Source organism: Collimonas fungivorans Ter331, assembly GCF_000221045.1.
In the GTDB taxonomy this organism is placed as follows: Bacteria; Pseudomonadota; Gammaproteobacteria; order Burkholderiales; family Burkholderiaceae_D; genus Collimonas; species Collimonas fungivorans_A.
The window spans coordinates 4,534,729-4,552,382 of record NC_015856.1 but is presented as its reverse complement, the minus strand read 5'-3'; the positions used below and the strand labels follow the sequence as shown (position 1 = coordinate 4,552,382).

Here is a 17,654-nt window from a genome sequence, read left to right as displayed (position 1 = left end):
GCTTTTTCATCATCAGATAGCGCGAATCATTTTCATTGTGATTTGTGCATCGATCCAATCGCCTCGGACAAGAAAAAAGCCTGCGCATGGCGCCATGCGCAGGCTCCGGCAGAGGCGACGGCTGGCCGTCGCGAATGCTTGTCTGGTGCCGTCCCTACTTGGCGTCCGGATCGGTGACAAAGCCTATCTTGCCAAGGCCGCCGGACTGCGCCGCCGCCATCACCTGGGCCACTTTTTCATACTGCACCGTGCGCGCAGCGCGCAAATGCAACTCCGGCTGCGGCTGCTTTTGCGCTGCAACGGCGATCCGCGCATTCAGTTCGTTGCGGTCAACCACTTCGTCATTCCAGAACAGCTTGCCGTCGGCGTCGATGGACAGGTTGATGTTTTCCGGCTTGGTCTGGTCAGGCTGGTTGGTAGCGCGCGGCAAATCGATCTTGACCGCGTGGTTCATCACCGGGATTGTCATGATGAAGATGATCAGTAGCACCAGCATTACGTCGACCAGCGGCGTGGTGTTGATCTCCGGATTGAAATCGTCGTCCGAATCGGACAGGGAACCCATGCCCATCATGCGCCTTTCACGGCGACCAGCTTGGCGCCATTGTTGCTGCCGTTGGCATGGTCCGCCTCGTTGCTGCTGGAGCGGGAGCCGGTAACAAACAGGGCGTGCAGGTCAAAGCCGAATTTATTCAGTTTGGCGATGATGGTCTTGTTGCCGCGCACCAGGGCGTTATAACCGAAGGTGGCCGGGATCGCCACGGCCAGGCCGAGGGCGGTCATGATCAGCGCTTCGCCGACCGGGCCGGCGACCTTGTCGATGCTGGCCTGGCCGGAAGTGCCGATCGACACCAGCGCGTGGTAAATGCCCCAGACCGTGCCGAACAGGCCGACAAAAGGCGCGGTGGAGCCGACTGAAGCCAATACCGCCATGCCGGTCTGCAGCTTGCCTGAGACCTCGTCGATGGCCTGGCGCAGGGACAGGGTGACCCAGTCGCTGACCGACAGCTGATCGTGCAAATGGCCCTTGTGGGCAGCGTGGTGGCGCATCGAGGAAACGCCGGCCTGGGCTACTTCGGCAAACGGATTCTCGGTGCCCAGCGTGGCGATGCCTTCCGGCAGGCTGGTGGTGTCCCAGAACTGGTGGCCGGCGGCGTGCGCGGCGCGCTGGAAGCGCAGGATCTGCAGGGCTTTGGTCAGGATCACATACCAGGATGCAATCGACATCGCCACCAGCAGCACGGCGACGCTTTTAATGACGAAATCGCCCTGGCTCCAGAGCGCTTCCAATCCGTATGGACTTACTTCCATGATGAACTCCTCTTGTATCTGTGAATTGAGTGCGGCGGCTAGTGCGGCAACTTCGGCGGAGCGCCGAGAGCGCCGTTGATTAATTGGATAACTGGAAATTGATAGGCACGATGGCAAACACCGGCAGCGGCTTGCCGTCTTCCATATAGGGTTTGAACAACGCCCGCATTACAGCTTGCTTGGCGGCGTCGTCGAGACGGCTGGAGCCGGAGGACTTTTGCACCTCGACGCGCTCGGCGCGGCCTTTTTCGTTAATCAGGACGCGGATGACCGACTTGCCTTCCTCGCCCATGCGCTTGGAGACGGCAGGGTATTTCACATCGGGCGGCTGGATGTACTCGACGCCAGAGGTGATGGTGCGTGGCTGGGGCGGAGCCGCGGGCGGTGCCGGTGGTGCAGCTGCGGCCGGCTCTTCATGCTGGGGCGGCTGCGGCGCCGGCGTCGGCACGGAAATGGCGGTTTCCGACGGGGTCGTGTTGATGACCGGGGTCGGGCGCGGCGGAGCAATGTTCTTCTTTACGACCGCGACGGTTTTCGGTGTTGCCGGCTGCGGCTTGGGCGGCGTCGGTTCAGGCGCTTTTTCGGGCGTGATGAAACTGGCGAAGATTTCTTTTGGGACGGCCTGTGCGGCCTGGTGGATCAAGCCGCTTTTCAATGCCCAGAAAAATGCGACGTGAAGCAGCAGGATCGTGCCCAAAGGGCCGATGCGTTTGATCTTTTTCCACGCAAGCGCAGGGGAGCTGATTGTTGCTGACGACATGGTTGCGCTGATCCCGCTGGGTACTAAGCGGTTTGTATGTTTTGTTGAAATACCAATGCTTGAACATGGCGCAGGGCAGCCGGGGCCCGGTTATCCAGGCATTCGCGCAATACGCTTTTTGCGCAGGAATGGCATTTCCCGCAGCAGGTGGCAATCCCCAGGTTCTCGCGCAATTCGGACATGGAAGACATGCCCGAATCGACTGCCTGCCGGATTTTGCGATCCGACACGTTATTGCAAACACAAACGATCATTTTGTACCTCACTGCCATGGTTTAAAGGCAGATTAAGAAATCGAAAATTAAGAAATCGAAAATTATTAAATACTGGTCCGCCGACAAAGATGTTCTTGCGGCGGTTGGCCGTTACTGCGCCATGCTTCATCAACATACCCGGCTGGCGGTCCCGAACCTGCTGAACAGGCTGTACTTCTCAGGCCGCGGCATCGTGCTCTCTACTACCGTGCCCCACTGCTCCGACAACTGCAGGCAGGTTGCGCGCAATACCGGCGCCAGGTTTGGCAAATCCGCCAGCGCCTTCAAGTGCCGCTCGATCACCGAGGCCAGCTTGACGCAGCCGCTGATTTCCTGGCTGTTCGCGGTGTACTGCGACATCAGGTGCAGCACCGCCGAAACCAGCAGCTCCGGCTGCGCCGGTGCACCGTTCGGCTCTACAAAAGCCGGATTGATTTTCTCCGATACCATCAGCACTCCTGTATTAGTAACTTGCTGGCTGGCGCTTGCTGCGGGCGGGCTGGTGTTGGATCAATTAAAAACTGCCTGCTTAAGCAGTCAGGATCAGCTTGTTCAATTGCGTCAGCCGCAGCTTGTAAATCCTGCCGCCGTGATCAATTTCCAGTTCGCGCATTTGCTTGAACAGATCCTGGCTCTTGATTCGCGTGACTGCTGATGCAACTGACTTCGTGATGCTGGACACAGGGTTTTTTTCAACTTGTGTTTCGCGTCGTATCGTCTGGCTCATTATAGTCCTTTCTGTAAATGCGAACAATTCGTATTTGTATTATTCGTCACCTGAGCAGGGAATGCAAGCGTTTTTAGCGCCTCTGGCGGGGGTAATCTGGAAAAGATGTCAAACAGGAAATTCCGACCGCACCTTACCCGCGATGCACATGGGCAAGGTTGCTTCCGAAAGAGGCTGATTTTGGGCGAAACGGGGTAATGCAGGGGATCTGGATAGCCAGAAGTAAAACAAGCGCAAAGATTGCGCTTGTTTTATTGAAACCTTGTCAGGGAGAGCCGGCAGGCGGTTATTCTGCCTTCGGCTTGGCTGCTTCGCGCCGGTTGAAGCCGGCCACCATGTCGAAGCGGAACAGGCGGCATTCCAGCGCGCCGTTGAAGAAAGGCGTCTTGCGCGCTTCTTTCAGGCGCAGCAGCTTGGGCAAGCCGAGGTCGGCGGAAAACAGGAAGATGCTCCAGCCGGCGAAGCGCTGTTTCAGCGTGGTGCCGAAGGCGCTGAAGAAGGCGGTCAGCAGGTCGTCGCTGCTCAGGGTGCTGTCGCCGCGCACGCCGATCCGTTCGCCATACGGCGGATTGGTCAGCATGATGCCGTGCTCGGCGTCGGCCGGCGGTTTGACTTCCTGTGCTTCGATCTGCTTGACCGGTACTTCAAACAGGATGCCGGCGTTGCGCAGGTTGTTGGCCGCGATCTGCACCATGTCGCCGGAGATGTCGCTGCCGAAGATGGTCGGCGTGGCCGGCAGCGGATTCGGCTTGAAGCTGCCCTTGATCGCCAGCCATTTCGCGCTTTCGAAATCGTTGAATTTTTCAAAGGCGAAGTGACGGCGGGCGCCGGCCGGGATGCCGGCCAGGATCTGGGCCGCTTCCACCAGGATGGTGCCGGAGCCGCACATGGGATCGAACAGGACTGTGCCCGGTTTCCAGCCGGAGGTGCGCAGCAGGCCGGCGGCGAGATTCTCGCGCAGCGGCGCATCGCCGGTTTCGGCGCGCCAGCCGCGCTTGAACAGCGCTTCGCCGGAAGTGTCGAGGTACAGCGTGAAATTGTGGGCGTCGAGGAAGCCGACGATGCGCATGTCCGGCGTGCCGGTGTCGACCGACGGCCGTTCATTGCACAGGTCGCGGAAACGGTCGCAAATGCCGTCCTTGATCTTGAGCGTAGTGAACTGCAGGCTGCGCAGCGGCGATTTCACCGCGGTGACGTCGACCCGGATGGTATGGCTGACCGGAAACCAGCTTTCCCATTCCTGCTCCAGCGTCATGTCGTAGATATCGTTTTCATTCTTGTAGGCGCCATGCGTCAGGCGCAGCAGCACCCGGCTGGCGATGCGCGAATGCAGGTTGATGCGCCAGGCATCGCTCAGCAAGCCGGAACAATGGACGCCGCCCGGCACCTGGGTATGGACCTTGAGCGTGACCGCGGGCGCGCTGAACTGCGCTATTTCATTCAGTTCTTCAGCCAGTGCGGCTTCCAGCCCGCGCGGGCAAGGACAAAAATAGGAATGCGAATCTGTTGCTAGGTGTGACATGGGAGGACCTTTTTTCCGTTGGTACTACAGTTTGCTTAGCTGCCTTGGCAGCTAACTTGTTTGAACAAACAATTCATTTATCTGGCGAAAGCACGTTCCACAAAATCCAGCCGGTCCTGGCCCCAGAACGCTTCGCCGTCGACTACATACCATGGCGCGCCAAAGATGCTGGCGGAAATGGCTTCCTCGGTAAACCGGTCGAATTCGCTCTGGACGCTGGCGGTTTCGGCTGATTTCAGCAAGGTCTTGCCGTCGTGGCCAAGCTCCGAGGCGATTGCGCTCAAGGTGGCGCCGTCGGCGATATTGCGCTGTTCAGCCCAGACTGCGCGCATTATAGCCCCGGTCAGCGCCAAAGCGGCTTCCGTGCCGTGCGCCAGCTGGCTGGCGATGATCAGCTTGGCGGCGTCGTCGCTCTGCACCGGGAAGAAAGTCGGCTGCAGGTTGAGCGGCACCTGCAGGTATTCGCTCCAGCGCCGCAGTTCTTCCAGCCGGTAAGCCTGGCGCTGGGGAGCGCGCTTGGCCAGCGGCAAACCGCCGGAGGTGTTGAAGACCCTGGACAAGTCGCAGGGTTTTATTGCGACCTTGACGTCGTATTGCTTGGACAGCGCCACCAGGCGCGCGTGGCCCAGGTAGGCGAACGGCGAGTGCGGCGCAAAATAATATTCACAGAGTTTGCTCATGGCTGGTCCTAGGACGGGCTTAAAACGGTTTGACAACCACCAGGATGACGATGGCCAGCAGCAGCAGCACCGGCACTTCATTGAACCAGCGCAGCCAGACATGGCTGCGGGTATTCACCCCGTTTTCGAATTTCTTCAGCAGGCTGCCGCAGGCATGGTGGTAGCCGATCACGAGAATCACCAGGAACAGCTTGGCATGCAGCCAGCCGTTGCCCGGGCCTTTGCCTATGCCATAACCCAGCCACAGCCAGGCGCCGAAGACAATCGCCGGCAGCGCCAGCATCGTGGTGAAGCGATACAGCTTGCGCGCCATCAGCAGCAACCTTGTGGTGGCGGCGGTATCGGTTTCCTGGGCCAGGTTGACCAGGATCCGCGGCAAATAAAACAGACCGGCAAACCATGATGCGATGAAGACAATATGCAGCGATTTGATCCAAAGCATGGTGTTTCCTTTTTTTTATTGCGGGAAGGGGAGCATGGGGACGGCGGCAGCGGCCTGCCTGCCGGATTTTATTCGCGTACTTCGCCGTGCCCGAACACTACGTATTTTAGCGAAGTCAGCCCTTCCAGGCCGACCGGTCCGCGCGCATGCAGCTTGTCGTTGGAGATGCCGATCTCGGCGCCGAGGCCGAATTCGAAACCGTCGGCAAAGCGGGTCGAGGCATTGATCATGACCGATGCGGAATCGACTTCGCGCAGGAAGCGCATGGCGCGCGAATGGTTTTCGGTGACGATGCTGTCGGTGTGCTGCGAGGAATAGGTATTGATATGGGCGATTGCTTCATCCACGTCGGCAACCACCTTGACCGCCAGGATCGCCGCCAAGTACTCGGTGCGCCAGTCTTCCTCGCTGGCGGCAGCCAGGTGGGGATAACCGGCCAGGATGGCGCGCGCTTCATCGTCGGCGCGCAGTTCGACTTCCTTGCCCTGGTACAGCTTGGCCAGCTGCGGCAACACCTGCGGCGCAACCGCGCGCGCCACCAGCAAGGTTTCCATGGTGTTGCAAGTGCCGTAACGATGGCATTTGGCATTGAAGGCAATCTTCACGGCCTTGTCGAGATCGGCCTGGTCGTCGATGTAGACGTGGCAGATGCCGTCGAGATGCTTGATCATCGGCACCGTGGCCTCCTTGATCAGGCGTTCGATCAGGCCCTTGCCGCCGCGCGGCACGATGACGTCGACGTATTGCGGCATGGTGATCAGGGCGCCCACCGCGGCACGGTCGGTGGTGTCGACCACTTGCACCGCATCCTGCGGCAGGCCGGCGCCGGCCAGGCCTTCCTGCACCAGCCTGGCCAACGCCTGGTTGCAATGATGCGCTTCCGAGCCGCCGCGCAGGATGGTGGCGTTGCCGCTCTTGATGCACAGGCCGGCGGCGTCCACCGTAACGTTGGGCCGGGCTTCGTAAATGATGCCGATCACGCCCAGCGGCACCCGCATCTGGCCGACCTGGATGCCGGTAGGACGGTACTTCATGTTCGAGATTTCGCCGATCGGATCGGGCAGGGCGACAATCTGTTCGAGCCCGGCGATCATGGTGGCGATGGCCTGCTCCGACAGTGTCAGGCGGTCCAGCATCGCCGGCGCCAGGCCGTTGGCGCGTGCAGTTTCGAGATCGACCTGGTTGGCAGCGCGCAGCAGGTCGGCGTCGCGCCGGATGGCAACGGCGATCAGGCTCAGCGCGCGGTTCTTGACGGCGGTGTCGGCACGCGCCATGGCGCGTGATGCGGCGCGTGCGCGTTGTCCGACTTCGGTCATGTATTGTTGGATATCCATATGCTCTATCAAGTATGTGCGACTTTCAAACCCAGCTGCAGCAATGCGTCCCATGCATCGCCGGAAAAGGCTTTTGCACGCAAGCCTTTTACCATCTTGTCGACTTGCGCCGCATCTTTCAAAGCCGCTTCCAGCGTCGCCAGGCTCAGGCGCCGCAGCGCCGGTTCCATCAGCCTTTCGCGCGGCCCCCAGATGCGGTATTCCTTCAACAGCGCCGGTATCGGCCGGCCTTGGGCTGCTGCGGATTTCAGTTTCAGCAAGGTGCGGATTTCTTCGGAAACCGCCCACAGCACCAGCGGCAGCGCTTCGCCTTCGCCCTTCAGTCCGTCCATCATGCGCACCAGGCGCGCGGTATCGCCCACCAGCATTGCTTCATTCAGCTTGAATACATCATAGCGTGCGACGTTGAGCACTGCATCGTGGCACTGTTCGAAGCTCAGTTTGCCGGGCGGATGCAAGAGCGCCAGCTTCTGGATTTCCTGATGCGCCGCCAGCAGGTTGCCCTCGACCCGGTCGGCGATGAAATCGAGCGACTGGCGGTCCGCGCTCTGCTGCTGGGCCGCCAGGCGGACGCCGATCCAGTTCGGCAGGTGCGCCCGTTCCACCAGCGGAATATCAATATACACCGCGCTCTGCTGCAGGGTTGCGACCCAGGCCGCTTTCTGGGTGGCCCAGTCAAGCTTGGGCAGGCTGATGATGGTGACGTTGTCCGGATTGAGCGTCGCCGTATAGTTTTGCAAAGCCTGGCCGCCATCCTTGCCCGGTTTGCCGGTCGGGATGCGCAGCTCGATCAGCTTTTTATCGCCGAACAGCGATTGCGACTGGTTGGCCGCCAGTAGCTCCCCCCATTTGAAGCTGCGGTCGACTACCAGCACGTCGCGCTCGCTGCAGCCGTTGCTGCGCGCGCTCTTGCGTATCTTGTCGGATGCCTCCAGCGCCAGCAGATGCTCGTCGCTGGTGATCACGTACAAGGGCGCCAGGGTTTTCGCCAAATGGCCGTCGAGCGCGTCAAACCGCAGTTGCATGTACAGGTCCCCGGTTATTTGGCGGGAACGGGAACTGGCGCCGGAACGGTTGCCGGCGCTGCCTCCGGCTGGGTCGGCTGGGCAGTCTTGATGGCAGTCAGGCGGCGCAGGATCTGCTGCACCATGTCGCTTTGCATGTCGCGATACAGCAGCACTTCTTCCGCAGCCTTGGACAGCTCTTGCGACGAGTTGTAGCTGATGTCGCGTTTCAGCGTGATCTGGGTGGCTGGCAGCAACTCTTTCTTTTGGGCGTCGGTGACGCGGAAAGTCAGCCGGTAATACAGCATGTATTCGCTGGCGCGGCCCGAACTGTTGGTAGTCAGGACCACTTTTTCACGCGTCTCGGCCAGCACTTCCAGGGTTGCCTCGGCGCCTTCGGCGGAAGTCAGCACCTGGGTATTGCCGCTGGCCAGGATATTGCGCTTGAGCTCGATGCCCAGCGGCGAGTTGGCGCCGAAGGTCATGTACAGCGACTTGAACGGCAAATTGGCCGAGCCGCGCAGATGGAAGCCGCAGGCGGACAGCACTGCCGTCATGGCCAGTATCAGCAGCCAGGTGCGGGAAGCGGCGGGCATTCTAAGAGGCGTTCTATGCAACATTCGGGCATTCCTTGTTTCAAGATTCAGGCCGGACCTGGTAGTCCGGCCCTCAGTTAGGCGACGATATTCAGGCGACGATATTGACCAGTTTTCCCGGCACCACGATGATCTTCTTCGGCGCGCCTTCCAGGTATTTCTGGACGCTCTCGTTGGCCAGCGCGGCTGCTTCGATGCTGGCCTTGTCGGCGTCCTTGGCGACGGTGATGCTGCCGCGCAGCTTGCCGTTGACCTGGATCATCATTTCGATTTCGCTCTGTTCCAACGCCTTGCCGTCCACCTGCGGCCAGCTGGCGTCGAGGATGTCGCCATGCACGGCGGCAAAGCCGAGTTCCTGCCACAGCGCATGGGTGATGTGCGGCGCCACAGGATTGAGCACGCGCAGGAAAATCGACAAGCCTTCGGTCAGGACCGCATTGCTGGCCGCTGACTGGTCAAGCTTGGCGGCTTCCAGCGTGTTCAGCATTTTCATGCAGGCCGACACCACGGTGTTGTACTGGATCCGCTTCAAGTCGTGGTCGGCTTGCTGCAAGATCTTGTGCACTTCGCGGCGCAAGGTTTTCTGCACATCGTTCAGGCCGGAAAAATCGGCAGCGGCGGCGGGCGCGATGCTGGCGGCGCGGGCGTAGCTGAAGGCCCAGACCCGGCGCAGGAAGCGGTTGGCGCCTTCCACCCCGGTGCCCGACCATTCCAGGGTCTGCTCCGGCGGCGAGGCGAACATGGTGAACAGGCGCGCGGTGTCGGCGCCGTACTGGTCGATCTGGGCTTGCGGATCGATGCCGTTGTTCTTCGATTTCGACATCTTTTCGGTGCCGCCGATTTCCACCGGCTTGCCGTCGGTCTTCAGGATGGCGGTCAGCGGCCGGCCTTTGTCGTCGAAGGTCAGTTCGACGTCTTCCGGGTTGAGCCAGGTTTTCTTGCCGCTGGCGTCTTCGCGGAAATAGGTTTCATTGAGCACCATGCCTTGCGTCAGCAGGTTGGCGAACGGCTCGTCGAACTTGACCAGGCCAAAGTCGCGCATGACCTTGGTCCAGAAACGGGCGTACAGCAGATGCAGCACGGCGTGTTCGATGCCGCCGATATACTGGTCCATCGGCATCCAGTAATCGTTGCGCGAATCGACCATGGCGTCGTTGCTGTTTGGCGAGCAATAGCGCATGTAATACCAGGACGAGTCGACGAAGGTGTCCATGGTGTCGGTTTCGCGCCGCGCCGGCTTGCCGCACTGCGGGCAGTCGACGTGCAGGAATTTTTCATGCTTGTTGAGCGGATTGCCGCTGCCGTCCGGCACGCAGTCTTCCGGCAAGATCACCGGCAAGTCTTTTTCGGGCACCGGCACGTCGCCGCAGTCGGCGCAGTGGATGATGGGGATAGGCGTGCCCCAGTAGCGCTGGCGCGAGATGCCCCAGTCGCGCAGGCGATAGGTGATTTTCTTTTCGCCGAGGCCGTGCGCGGCCAGGTCAGCGGCGACCGCATCGACCGCTTCCTGGTAGTGCAGGCCGTCGTATTTGCCGGAATCGACGCAGACGCCGTTTTCCTTGTCGGCGTACCAGTCGTGCCAGCTTTCCTCGGAATAGGTCTTGCCTGCCAGCGCAATCACCGGACGGATCGGCAGTACGTATTTCTGGGCGAACGCGAAGTCGCGCTCGTCGTGCGCCGGCACGCCCATCACGGCGCCGTCGCCGTAGGTGATCAGGACATAGTTGCCGACCCAGACTTCGATCAACTGGCCGGTCAATGGATGCGACACGTACAGGCCGGTCGGCATGCCTTTCTTTTCCATGGTCGCCATGTCGGCTTCGATGACGCTGCCCTTTTTGCATTCGGCGATGAATTCAGCCAGTTCCGGATTGCTTTTGGCGGCGAAGGTGGCCAGCGCATGTTCCGGCGCCACCGCGCAGAAGGTCACGCCCTTGATGGTGTCGGCGCGGGTGGTGAAGACCCACAGCTTGCCGTCCTGGATCAGCTTGCCGTCTTCTTCGATCTTGTGCGGGAAGGCAAAGCGCACGCCGGTCGACTTGCCGATCCAGTTGGCCTGCATCAGGCGCACCCGTTCCGGCCAGCCCGGCAGCTTGGTTTCGACATGCTCCAGCAATTCTTCGGCGTAGTCGGTGATCTTGGCGTAGTACATCGGGATTTCGCGCTTTTCGATCAGCGCGCCCGAACGCCAGCCGCGGCCGTCGACTACTTGCTCGTTGGCCAGCACGGTTTGGTCGACCGGGTCCCAGTTCACGGTGCCGGTCTTTTTGTAGATGATGCCTTGCTCCAGCATCTTCAGGAACATCCACTGGTTCCACTTGTAGTATTCCGGCGTGCAGGCGGTCATTTCGCGCGACCAGTCGATCGCCAGCCCCATCGCTTCCATCTGCTTCTTCATGTGCGCGATGTTGGCATAGGTCCATTGCGCCGGCGGCACGTTATTGGCCATTGCAGCGTTTTCCGCCGGCATGCCGAAGGCATCCCAGCCCATCGGCATCAGCACGTTGTAGCCGTTCATGCGCAGGTAACGGTACATCACGTCGTTGATGGTGTAGTTGCGCACGTGGCCCATGTGCAGCTTGCCCGAAGGATAAGGCAGCATCGAGCAGGCATAGAATTTCTTCTTCTCTTGGCCGTGCCGGTCCTTGGCGTGTTCGACGGTCTTGTAGGCGTCGATAGCATGCCAGTGGTCTTGTGCTGATTTTTCGACGTCGGTAGGGCTGTATTTTTCTTGCATGGCTGGAGCTAAAGACTAGCGCTAAAAGGTGAATGTTATTCCGCTTTGCAAAAAGACAAGGCGCCGAATCGTCGGCAGCAAATCATGCGTCGGCCGGACGGATTCGATAATCTTGTCGTTGCGAATCGAAATGGGAACGTGCTGAGCCAATATTCATGGCATCCGAACCAGTGATTATACTGGTTCGGATGCCGCTTTAGCGCAAAGGGGCCGTCAGGGAGCGCGGAGTCGCGCGTTGAGTCGAGCAATACCGGCCGGCAGGCCGTAAAGCCGCGTTGCTTCAGGCGCCGTGGAAGCTGACAAAGCCGTCCAGCGCGGCTTGGACCGCGCGTTCGGTCAGTTCAATGCGTTTGCGCGCTTCCGAGCGCTTGTGCGAGGGGATTTCCTGGAGGTTGGGGGCGGGGATGACCTCGCAGCAGAGCTGGTATTCGCCGTCGGGACGGCGGATTGCGCCTATTTCTTCCCAAAAATCATCATAATCGGCAAGCACCTTGCCGGTGCGGATCTGGTGGAACAGGACCCGATTCCGGTTGCCCACCAGGATCAGCTTCTTGCAGCCGTAGGCGCGGCCGATTTCCCGCACCAGCCGCAGCATCAAGCTCTTCGGCCGCAGGCCGAACATGTCGCGGGTAGCGTTACGCACCCGTTCCTGGGCGTCGCTGCCGCGCGGGCCTTGCAGGCAGCCGACGCCGATGCAGGGGACCATTTCGTTGCCGTAAAAAGTGAAAGCCACCGAGAACAGGCGCTGCTGGTCGCTGCACAGCTCCAGCGCCAGCTCGCCCTCGCGGTCCAGGGTGGCGATCGACGACAGCCGGATTTCATAGGCGGCTCCGGATTTGCCGCTGAAGCTGCCCAGCAGCAGCGGTGCTTGCGCTGCCCGCAGAACCAGGGGGCCGAGGCCTTGCCGCAAGATGAAATCGTAGTGGCTGACCAGGATATTCATCCGGTCCTGGCTATGCAAACGCAGCGACTGGTAGGGACGGTAGATTTTTTGCAGCAGCCTGGGCGTGGCTTGCGCCAGCCTGGCGTGCATCGGAGTTGCATTCCAGTAGGCCAGCCAGCGCTGCGTCTGGCGGTAATGCAGTACGGTGCGCACGCTCAGCTTGAACTGCTTGGCGACATACGACAGGCCGCGCGGCGAGTGCAGCAGGCAGGTGTGCAGGGTAATGCGCGAACTGCTGCTACCGGTCCGGGCCGGGACTGGCCGCGGGTAAAAAAGATGGGATATTTCCGATAGCAGGGACAGATTTTGCAGGCGGCCGTGGAGCAGGCGGACGGCGCCGCGGCTGACGACCTTGCCGTACCTGGTGTTCATGGCCAGCATCATCGCCAGGGAGACCAGGCCGGCGACAAAAATATCCAGCGGATAATGCACGCCCAGGAATATCTTGGCCCAGCTGACGGCCAGCGACAGCACCACCAGCAGTACGCCCAGCCATTTGATCTTGATGGTCTTGGCCGTCCACAGCGTCAGGCCGGTGCCCAGGATGACGGCAATCGTGACGCTGGGCGAGATGCAATGCGCGCTTTTGGCCCGGTGCAGATGATCGTTCAATGCGACTGGCGCCAGGGTTTCCCACAGCAGGGGGATAAGTTTGCTGGCCAGTACCGCGGCGGCAGCCGTAACGACAGCCTTCAGGGAAAGCAGGCGGCTAGCCTTGCTGCCGCTGATCCACAGGCCGACCAGGCTGGTCGGCACCAGGTAGACGCCCCATTCGGCGATCGCCAGCGCCAGCAGGAATGGGATCCCGATAAAGCCAGGAGGGCCCGCCGACCACAACAGGTGATTGTAAGAAGTCAGCGTCATAGGCTTGGCGATTAGAGGTCTTGCAAAAAATGATAAAAATGCATGTAAACAGGGTTTGTATCTATTTTGTTACTTTAAGAAATATAGAGATACAAATAAAAATAGAATGTTACATGCAAACTTGCAAGCCGACGCAGTTTGATGAAATTATTGAATTGCCAAGTGGAAATTGATGGCGCCTGAGCTGCGCGCCGGACTAGCGGCGGGAGATGGCAGAGGGATAAATGGCAGGAAAAAGACAGGCCCGGCAAGGCGGGGAGGCCGCCGGACAGGGGAAATTATTTTGTTGCGAGGTTTTTACCAACGCTTCAGCGCAGGCCGAGCACATCCTGCATGTCAAACAGGCCGCTGCTCTTGTCGCGCAGGAAACGCGCAGCGCGCAGGCTGCCCTGCGCGTAAGTGACGCGGCTGGATGACTTGTGCGTGATCTCGACACGTTCGCCGATGCCGGCAAACAGCACCGTATGGTCGCCGACGATATCGCCGCCGCGGATGGCCGCAAAACCGATCGAGGATGGATCGCGTTCTCCCGTGATGCCTTCGCGGCCATAGACCGCAACGTCGTCCAGCTTGCGTCCGAGCGCGCCGGCCACGGCTTCACCCATCATCAGCGCGGTGCCGGAAGGGGCATCGACCTTGTGGCGATGATGGGCTTCGATGATTTCGATGTCGTAGCCGTGGGAAAAGCTCTTGGCCGCCATTTCCAGCAGTTTCAGCGTGACATTGACGCCGACGCTCATGTTCGAGGCGAACACGATGGCGGTCTTTTTTGCCGCCGCCGCGATCGCAGCCTTGCCGGCTTCGTCGAAACCGGTGGTGCCGATGATCATCTTGATGCCGTGGGCAGCGCAATAATCGAGGTGTTTCAGCGTGCCTTCCGGACGAGTGAAATCGATCAGGTAAGCGGCCTGCGCCAAGCCCTTGGCCAGGTCGGCTTCAATCAGGACGCCGGCAGGCTTGCCCAGGAACGCCGCAGCGTCGGTTCCCAGTTCGGGCGCGCTCGGCACGTCCAGCGCACCGGCCAGCAGGGCGTCGTCGGCATTTTGAATCGCCTCGACCAGCATGCGCCCCATGCGCCCGGAAGCGCCGGCGACGGCTATTTTCATCTGAGTCATTATCTATTTATCTCTGCGGGGTCGTCCAGACGGCAATCTGGACAATTTATCAATCAATTCTTGGAAGGGCCAGGCGCGCTAGGCACAGACGGTGCGATTTCCACATTCTTGACGCTCTTCTTGGCTTCCGAAGCGCCGCCTGAAATCCGGTCCAGGTAATCGTTCTCGGTAGGCAGGTTGCCGCCGTCGACGCGCGCCAGCAGGTTGCCGTTGAAGAAAACGCTGACCCGGCTGGTGGTGACTTCGCCATTGCCCTTTTGCAGGCGGAACACGTAGTCCCAGCGATCGTCATGGAACAAGTCGGTCAGCAGCGGCGTGCCGAGTGCAAAACGCACTTGTTCGCGAGTCATGCCTTCTTTAACTTGTGCCAACATTTCTTTCGAGACAAAATTTCCCTGCTGGATATCTATCCGGTAGGGGGAAAAAATGCCCAGGAAGCGGCGGTGCTTGATGGTTTGCACGCCGCTGGTATCCGTGGCGACAGGAGCCGCCGCCGGATCTGCGCCGGCGACCGACTGGCCGGCCGGGGGATTTTTTGACGCGCAGCCGGCCAGGGAGGCCATGAAGAGAACTGCAGCGGCTAAAGGGACGATGCGGGCGGAGGTACGGACAGGGGAGAGCAACATTCGCATAAGGATCTCAATTGATTGAGCAACTGTGCTAAAACGCTATATGATAAAGCAGATCATCCATTTGTGACCAAAACATGCCGAACAATCCATCCGAACTGAAAGCCAGCGGCCTCAAAGCCACCTTGCCACGCCTCAAAATCCTGGAAATCTTCCAGAACAGCGAGGTGCGCCACCTGAGCGCCGAGGACGTTTATAAAATCCTGCTGAGCGACAATCTCGACGTCGGCCTGGCGACCGTGTACCGCGTACTGACCCAATTCGAGCAGGCCGGGCTGTTGCAGCGCAACCATTTTGAAACCGGCAAGGCCGTGTTCGAACTCAACGAAGGCTCGCATCACGACCATCTGGTTTGCCTGGATTGCGGCCTGGTAGAAGAGTTTTACGACGAAGAAATTGAAAAGCGCCAGAAAATCGTCGCCAAGGAACACGGTTTTGAAATCGCCGACCATGCGCTGGCCCTGTACGGGCATTGCCGCGACTGCCGCAAGAAAAAGGGCTGATAGCCGGCCTTATGCGGCCTTGCGCTTGCGCGCCTTCGGCGCCGGCTTGGCGTTAGCCTTGCGCACCGCCGCGGCATAGGCCAGGCGCGCCCAGGGCGTCATCGCCGCGGCTGAATCCATCGCGTCTTCGGGCGCCGACCAGTAGCTCATCTCAATGGTTTTTCCTTTGCTTTCGAAGATGCAAGGCGTGCATCCGGCGGCGGCGAACTGCGGCCGGGTTTCTTCGTCAGTCTTGAGGTAGAGGATGCCTTCGGCCACCAGGGCGATCATTACGCTGTCGTGGTAGACGCCGTAGCCGCCGAACATCTTGCGCGCGCTGATTGCGCCCAGCGGCGCCAGCAGCTCGCGGATATAGTCGATGATGGCGTCGTTGCGGGACACGTTCAGCTGTGGCTCAGGGCGTTCGACAGCAGCTTGGCGGTGATATTCACGATCGGGATCACGCGTTCATACGCCATCCGGGTCGGACCGATCACGCCCAGCGTGCCGACAATCTTGCCGTTGACCTCGTAGGGGGCGGTCACCACGCTCATTTCTTCCATCGGCACCAGCTGCGATTCGCCGCCGATGAAGATCTGGACGCCTGTGGCCTTGCCGGAGATGTCGAGCAATTGCATCAGGCTGGTTTTCTGTTCGAACATGTCGAACAGCTTGCGCAGGGAATCCATGTTCGACGACAGGTCGGTGACGCTGAGCAGGTTGCGTTCGCCCGAAATCACCACTTCGTCGCTATTGTCGGTCATGGCGTCGCTGCCGGCTTCGACCGCGGCCTGCATCAGCCAGGTCATGTCGTCGCGTAGCTTGCGCAGTTCGCCTTGCAAGCGCAGGCGGACATCGTCCAGGCTGAGGCCGCCGTAATGCTGGTTGATATAGTTGGCGGCCTGCACTAGCTTGGCCGGGCTGTAGTCGACATCGGTCAGCAGCAGCCGGTTCTGGACGTCGCCGTTGGGGCTGACGATCACCAGCAGGATGCGTTTTTCCGAAAGCCGCAGGAATTCGATCTGCTGGAAGATCGACTCGCGCCGCGGCGTCAGCACCACGCCGGCGAAATGCGACAGGGATGACAGCACCTGGGCCGCATTGGCGATGATTTTCTGTTGCGAATTCGGCTGCAGGCGCGCCTGCATCTTGGATTCCAGCGCGGTCTCGTCAATCGGCTCGACCGTCAGCAGGGTATCGACAAACATGCGGTAGCCGCGCGGCGTCGGCACCCGGCCGGCGGAAGTGTGGGGACTGGCGACAAACCCCATTTCTTCGAGGTCGGCCATGATGTTGCGTATCGTCGCCGGCGACAGTTCCAGGCCGGAGATCTTGGAAAGGGCGCGCGAGCCAACCGGCTGGCCGTCGGCGATATACCGTTCGACCAGGGCCTTGAGCAGGGTTTGAGCGCGAGTATCTAGTTGCATATGGGTCTATTTTAGCGAGCACTGGACTGGCTTACCAGCAGCTTATGCATGCACTTATACACTGTTTTTACCCGCGAACCGCGGTTTGTTCCAGCCAGGCCTCCAGCTCATGCAGGCTGGTGCAGCTGGCCTGGGCGCTGATGCCGGCCGGCAGCAAGCGGTCAAACCGGTTGATCCAGACCGCCTGCAAGCCGGCCTGCTGGGCGCCGACCACGTCCAGCAAGGGATCGTCGCCGACGTACACGGTGTGTTCCGGCGCGACACCCAGCGCTGCGCAAGCTGCATGGAAAATGCTGGGATCGGGTTTGGCGCAGCCGAAGCTGTGGGCCGCGATCGATGCCTGGAAATGCCCGGCCAGGCCGATCTTGCCGAGATCGGCGAAACCGTTCGAGACCGTGCCCAGCGGCAGGCGCTGGCTGAGCCGCGCCAACGCCGGCTGGACATCTGCGAACGGCGTCACGGCGTGGCGCGCTTCGGAAAATACCGCCATCGCCGCATCCACTTTGCCGGCGTCTTCGCCGACGCTGTTGAAAGCGATGGTCAGCGCCGCATGGCGCAGCTTCCACAGATCGAACTTGAACACCGGGTTGCTCGCAACCAGGTCCATGCGCTGCCGGCGTAGGCTCTCGATCGTGAACCGGCGGCTGACCGCCGGGGCATTTTCGCCTAGCCAGTCGAACAGCAGCTGTTCGGCGCGCGTGATTACCGGCACGATCGGCCACAGGGTATCGTCGAGGTCGAACAGCAGCGCTTTGACGGCAAGCGGTTTGCCGGGCCGGAAACCAGGGGAGATAGCTGAATTATTCGTCGGAGCCATATGCGTATCC

20 protein-coding genes are annotated in these 17,654 nt (G+C 60.4%); 1 reads left to right on the top strand and 19 read right to left on the bottom strand.

Annotated features, from left to right (window positions below):
* Nucleotides 1–154: 154 nt before the first annotated feature.
* The 16 genes from CFU_RS20175 to CFU_RS20105 form a co-directional block, all read right to left on the bottom strand.
* The gene (locus CFU_RS20175) at nt 155–571 is read right to left on the bottom strand and encodes an ExbD/TolR family protein (RefSeq protein WP_041742540.1); all 417 of its coding nucleotides are present in this window, start codon (nt 569–571) and stop codon (nt 155–157) included.
* Nucleotides 571–1,311 carry a MotA/TolQ/ExbB proton channel family protein gene (locus CFU_RS20170; RefSeq protein WP_014007845.1) on the bottom strand — a complete coding sequence of 247 codons (741 nt, stop codon included), beginning with the start codon at nt 1,309–1,311 and terminating at the stop codon, nt 571–573. Before CFU_RS20170 ends, CFU_RS20175 begins: the two co-directional genes overlap by 1 nt.
* A 79-nt stretch (nt 1,312–1,390) precedes the next feature.
* Entirely contained in the window at nt 1,391–2,071 is a 681-nt protein-coding gene (locus tag CFU_RS20165; protein ID WP_014007844.1) for an energy transducer TonB, read from the bottom strand.
* Nucleotides 2,072–2,094: 23 nt separating this feature from the next.
* Nucleotides 2,095–2,325, bottom strand: coding sequence for a (2Fe-2S)-binding protein (locus CFU_RS24100; protein ID WP_081466524.1), 231 nt, complete (start codon nt 2,323–2,325; stop codon nt 2,095–2,097).
* Between the two features lie 129 nt (nt 2,326–2,454).
* Complete coding sequence (locus CFU_RS20160; RefSeq protein ID WP_041742538.1) at nt 2,455–2,775, bottom strand: hypothetical protein; 321 nt, start codon at nt 2,773–2,775, stop codon at nt 2,455–2,457.
* 79 nt (nt 2,776–2,854) lie between these two features.
* A complete protein-coding gene (hemP, locus tag CFU_RS20155; protein WP_041742536.1) occupies nt 2,855–3,052 on the bottom strand; it encodes a hemin uptake protein HemP in 198 nt (65 codons plus the stop codon).
* A gap of 286 nt (nt 3,053–3,338) precedes the next feature.
* A complete protein-coding gene (locus CFU_RS20150; RefSeq protein WP_014007840.1) occupies nt 3,339–4,574 on the bottom strand; it encodes a THUMP domain-containing class I SAM-dependent RNA methyltransferase in 1,236 nt (411 codons plus the stop codon).
* A gap of 77 nt (nt 4,575–4,651) precedes the next feature.
* Nucleotides 4,652–5,254, bottom strand: a complete 603-nt coding sequence (locus CFU_RS20145; RefSeq protein WP_041742534.1) for a 2-hydroxychromene-2-carboxylate isomerase — start codon at nt 5,252–5,254, stop codon at nt 4,652–4,654.
* Between the two features lie 19 nt (nt 5,255–5,273).
* Complete coding sequence (locus tag CFU_RS20140) at nt 5,274–5,696, bottom strand: CopD family protein (RefSeq protein ID WP_014007838.1); 423 nt, start codon at nt 5,694–5,696, stop codon at nt 5,274–5,276.
* Between the two features lie 68 nt (nt 5,697–5,764).
* A complete protein-coding gene (locus CFU_RS20135) occupies nt 5,765–7,030 on the bottom strand; it encodes a glutamate-5-semialdehyde dehydrogenase (RefSeq protein WP_041742533.1) in 1,266 nt (421 codons plus the stop codon).
* Nucleotides 7,031–7,038: 8 nt separating this feature from the next.
* Nucleotides 7,039–8,055, bottom strand: coding sequence for a DNA polymerase III subunit delta (holA, locus tag CFU_RS20130; protein WP_014007836.1), 1,017 nt, complete (start codon nt 8,053–8,055; stop codon nt 7,039–7,041).
* Between the two features lie 14 nt (nt 8,056–8,069).
* Nucleotides 8,070–8,630: an LPS assembly lipoprotein LptE gene (gene lptE / locus CFU_RS20125; protein WP_148264905.1), complete on the bottom strand. Its 561-nt coding sequence runs from the start codon at nt 8,628–8,630 to the stop codon at nt 8,070–8,072.
* A 91-nt stretch (nt 8,631–8,721) separates the two neighbouring features.
* Nucleotides 8,722–11,367, bottom strand: a complete 2,646-nt coding sequence (gene leuS / locus CFU_RS20120; protein ID WP_014007834.1) for a leucine--tRNA ligase — start codon at nt 11,365–11,367, stop codon at nt 8,722–8,724.
* Nucleotides 11,368–11,647: 280 nt separating this feature from the next.
* Nucleotides 11,648–13,174, bottom strand: coding sequence for a DUF535 family protein (locus CFU_RS20115; RefSeq protein ID WP_014007833.1), 1,527 nt, complete (start codon nt 13,172–13,174; stop codon nt 11,648–11,650).
* Nucleotides 13,175–13,482: 308 nt separating this feature from the next.
* Nucleotides 13,483–14,289: a 4-hydroxy-tetrahydrodipicolinate reductase gene (gene dapB, locus CFU_RS20110; protein ID WP_014007832.1), complete on the bottom strand. Its 807-nt coding sequence runs from the start codon at nt 14,287–14,289 to the stop codon at nt 13,483–13,485.
* A gap of 53 nt (nt 14,290–14,342) precedes the next feature.
* The gene (locus tag CFU_RS20105) at nt 14,343–14,921 is read right to left on the bottom strand and encodes an outer membrane protein assembly factor BamE (protein WP_014007831.1); all 579 of its coding nucleotides are present in this window, start codon (nt 14,919–14,921) and stop codon (nt 14,343–14,345) included.
* A gap of 74 nt (nt 14,922–14,995) precedes the next feature.
* On the opposite strand from CFU_RS20105, the gene fur reads away from it, so the two are divergent.
* Nucleotides 14,996–15,421 (top strand): ferric iron uptake transcriptional regulator, encoded by a 426-nt coding sequence (gene fur / locus CFU_RS20100; protein ID WP_014007830.1) that lies wholly within the window; start codon nt 14,996–14,998, stop codon nt 15,419–15,421.
* 9 nt (nt 15,422–15,430) lie between these two features.
* On the opposite strand, the gene CFU_RS20095 is transcribed toward fur, so the two are convergent.
* The 3 genes from CFU_RS20095 to CFU_RS20085 all read right to left on the bottom strand — a co-directional run bounded on the left by CFU_RS20095 (nt 15,431) and on the right by CFU_RS20085 (nt 17,644).
* Entirely contained in the window at nt 15,431–15,802 is a 372-nt protein-coding gene (locus CFU_RS20095; RefSeq protein WP_014007829.1) for a TfoX/Sxy family protein, read from the bottom strand.
* A 2-nt stretch (nt 15,803–15,804) separates the two neighbouring features.
* On the bottom strand, nt 15,805–16,827 hold the full coding sequence (hrcA, locus tag CFU_RS20090; protein ID WP_014007828.1) for a heat-inducible transcriptional repressor HrcA: 1,023 nt from the start codon (nt 16,825–16,827) through the stop codon (nt 15,805–15,807).
* 67 nt (nt 16,828–16,894) lie between these two features.
* Nucleotides 16,895–17,644, bottom strand: a complete 750-nt coding sequence (locus tag CFU_RS20085) for an HAD family hydrolase (protein WP_041743722.1) — start codon at nt 17,642–17,644, stop codon at nt 16,895–16,897.
* Nucleotides 17,645–17,654 lie beyond the last annotated feature (10 nt).

Coding starts and splice junctions, on each gene's coding strand:
- CFU_RS20175 (WP_041742540.1), bottom strand. CDS start 571: ATGGGCATGGGTTCCCTGTCCGATTCGGACGACGATTTCAATCCGGAG.
- CFU_RS20170 (WP_014007845.1), bottom strand. CDS start 1,311: ATGGAAGTAAGTCCATACGGATTGGAAGCGCTCTGGAGCCAGGGCGAT.
- CFU_RS20165 (WP_014007844.1), bottom strand. CDS start 2,071: ATGTCGTCAGCAACAATCAGCTCCCCTGCGCTTGCGTGGAAAAAGATC.
- CFU_RS24100 (WP_081466524.1), bottom strand. CDS start 2,325: ATGATCGTTTGTGTTTGCAATAACGTGTCGGATCGCAAAATCCGGCAG.
- CFU_RS20160 (WP_041742538.1), bottom strand. CDS start 2,775: ATGGTATCGGAGAAAATCAATCCGGCTTTTGTAGAGCCGAACGGTGCA.
- hemP (WP_041742536.1), bottom strand. CDS start 3,052: ATGAGCCAGACGATACGACGCGAAACACAAGTTGAAAAAAACCCTGTG.
- CFU_RS20150 (WP_014007840.1), bottom strand. CDS start 4,574: ATGTCACACCTAGCAACAGATTCGCATTCCTATTTTTGTCCTTGCCCG.
- CFU_RS20145 (WP_041742534.1), bottom strand. CDS start 5,254: ATGAGCAAACTCTGTGAATATTATTTTGCGCCGCACTCGCCGTTCGCC.
- CFU_RS20140 (WP_014007838.1), bottom strand. CDS start 5,696: ATGCTTTGGATCAAATCGCTGCATATTGTCTTCATCGCATCATGGTTT.
- CFU_RS20135 (WP_041742533.1), bottom strand. CDS start 7,030: ATGGATATCCAACAATACATGACCGAAGTCGGACAACGCGCACGCGCC.
- holA (WP_014007836.1), bottom strand. CDS start 8,055: ATGCAACTGCGGTTTGACGCGCTCGACGGCCATTTGGCGAAAACCCTG.
- lptE (WP_148264905.1), bottom strand. CDS start 8,630: ATGCCCGCCGCTTCCCGCACCTGGCTGCTGATACTGGCCATGACGGCA.
- leuS (WP_014007834.1), bottom strand. CDS start 11,367: ATGCAAGAAAAATACAGCCCTACCGACGTCGAAAAATCAGCACAAGAC.
- CFU_RS20115 (WP_014007833.1), bottom strand. CDS start 13,174: ATGACGCTGACTTCTTACAATCACCTGTTGTGGTCGGCGGGCCCTCCT.
- dapB (WP_014007832.1), bottom strand. CDS start 14,289: ATGACTCAGATGAAAATAGCCGTCGCCGGCGCTTCCGGGCGCATGGGG.
- CFU_RS20105 (WP_014007831.1), bottom strand. CDS start 14,921: ATGCGAATGTTGCTCTCCCCTGTCCGTACCTCCGCCCGCATCGTCCCT.
- fur (WP_014007830.1), top strand. CDS start 14,996: ATGCCGAACAATCCATCCGAACTGAAAGCCAGCGGCCTCAAAGCCACC.
- hrcA (WP_014007828.1), bottom strand. CDS start 16,827: ATGCAACTAGATACTCGCGCTCAAACCCTGCTCAAGGCCCTGGTCGAA.
- CFU_RS20085 (WP_041743722.1), bottom strand. CDS start 17,644: ATGGCTCCGACGAATAATTCAGCTATCTCCCCTGGTTTCCGGCCCGGC.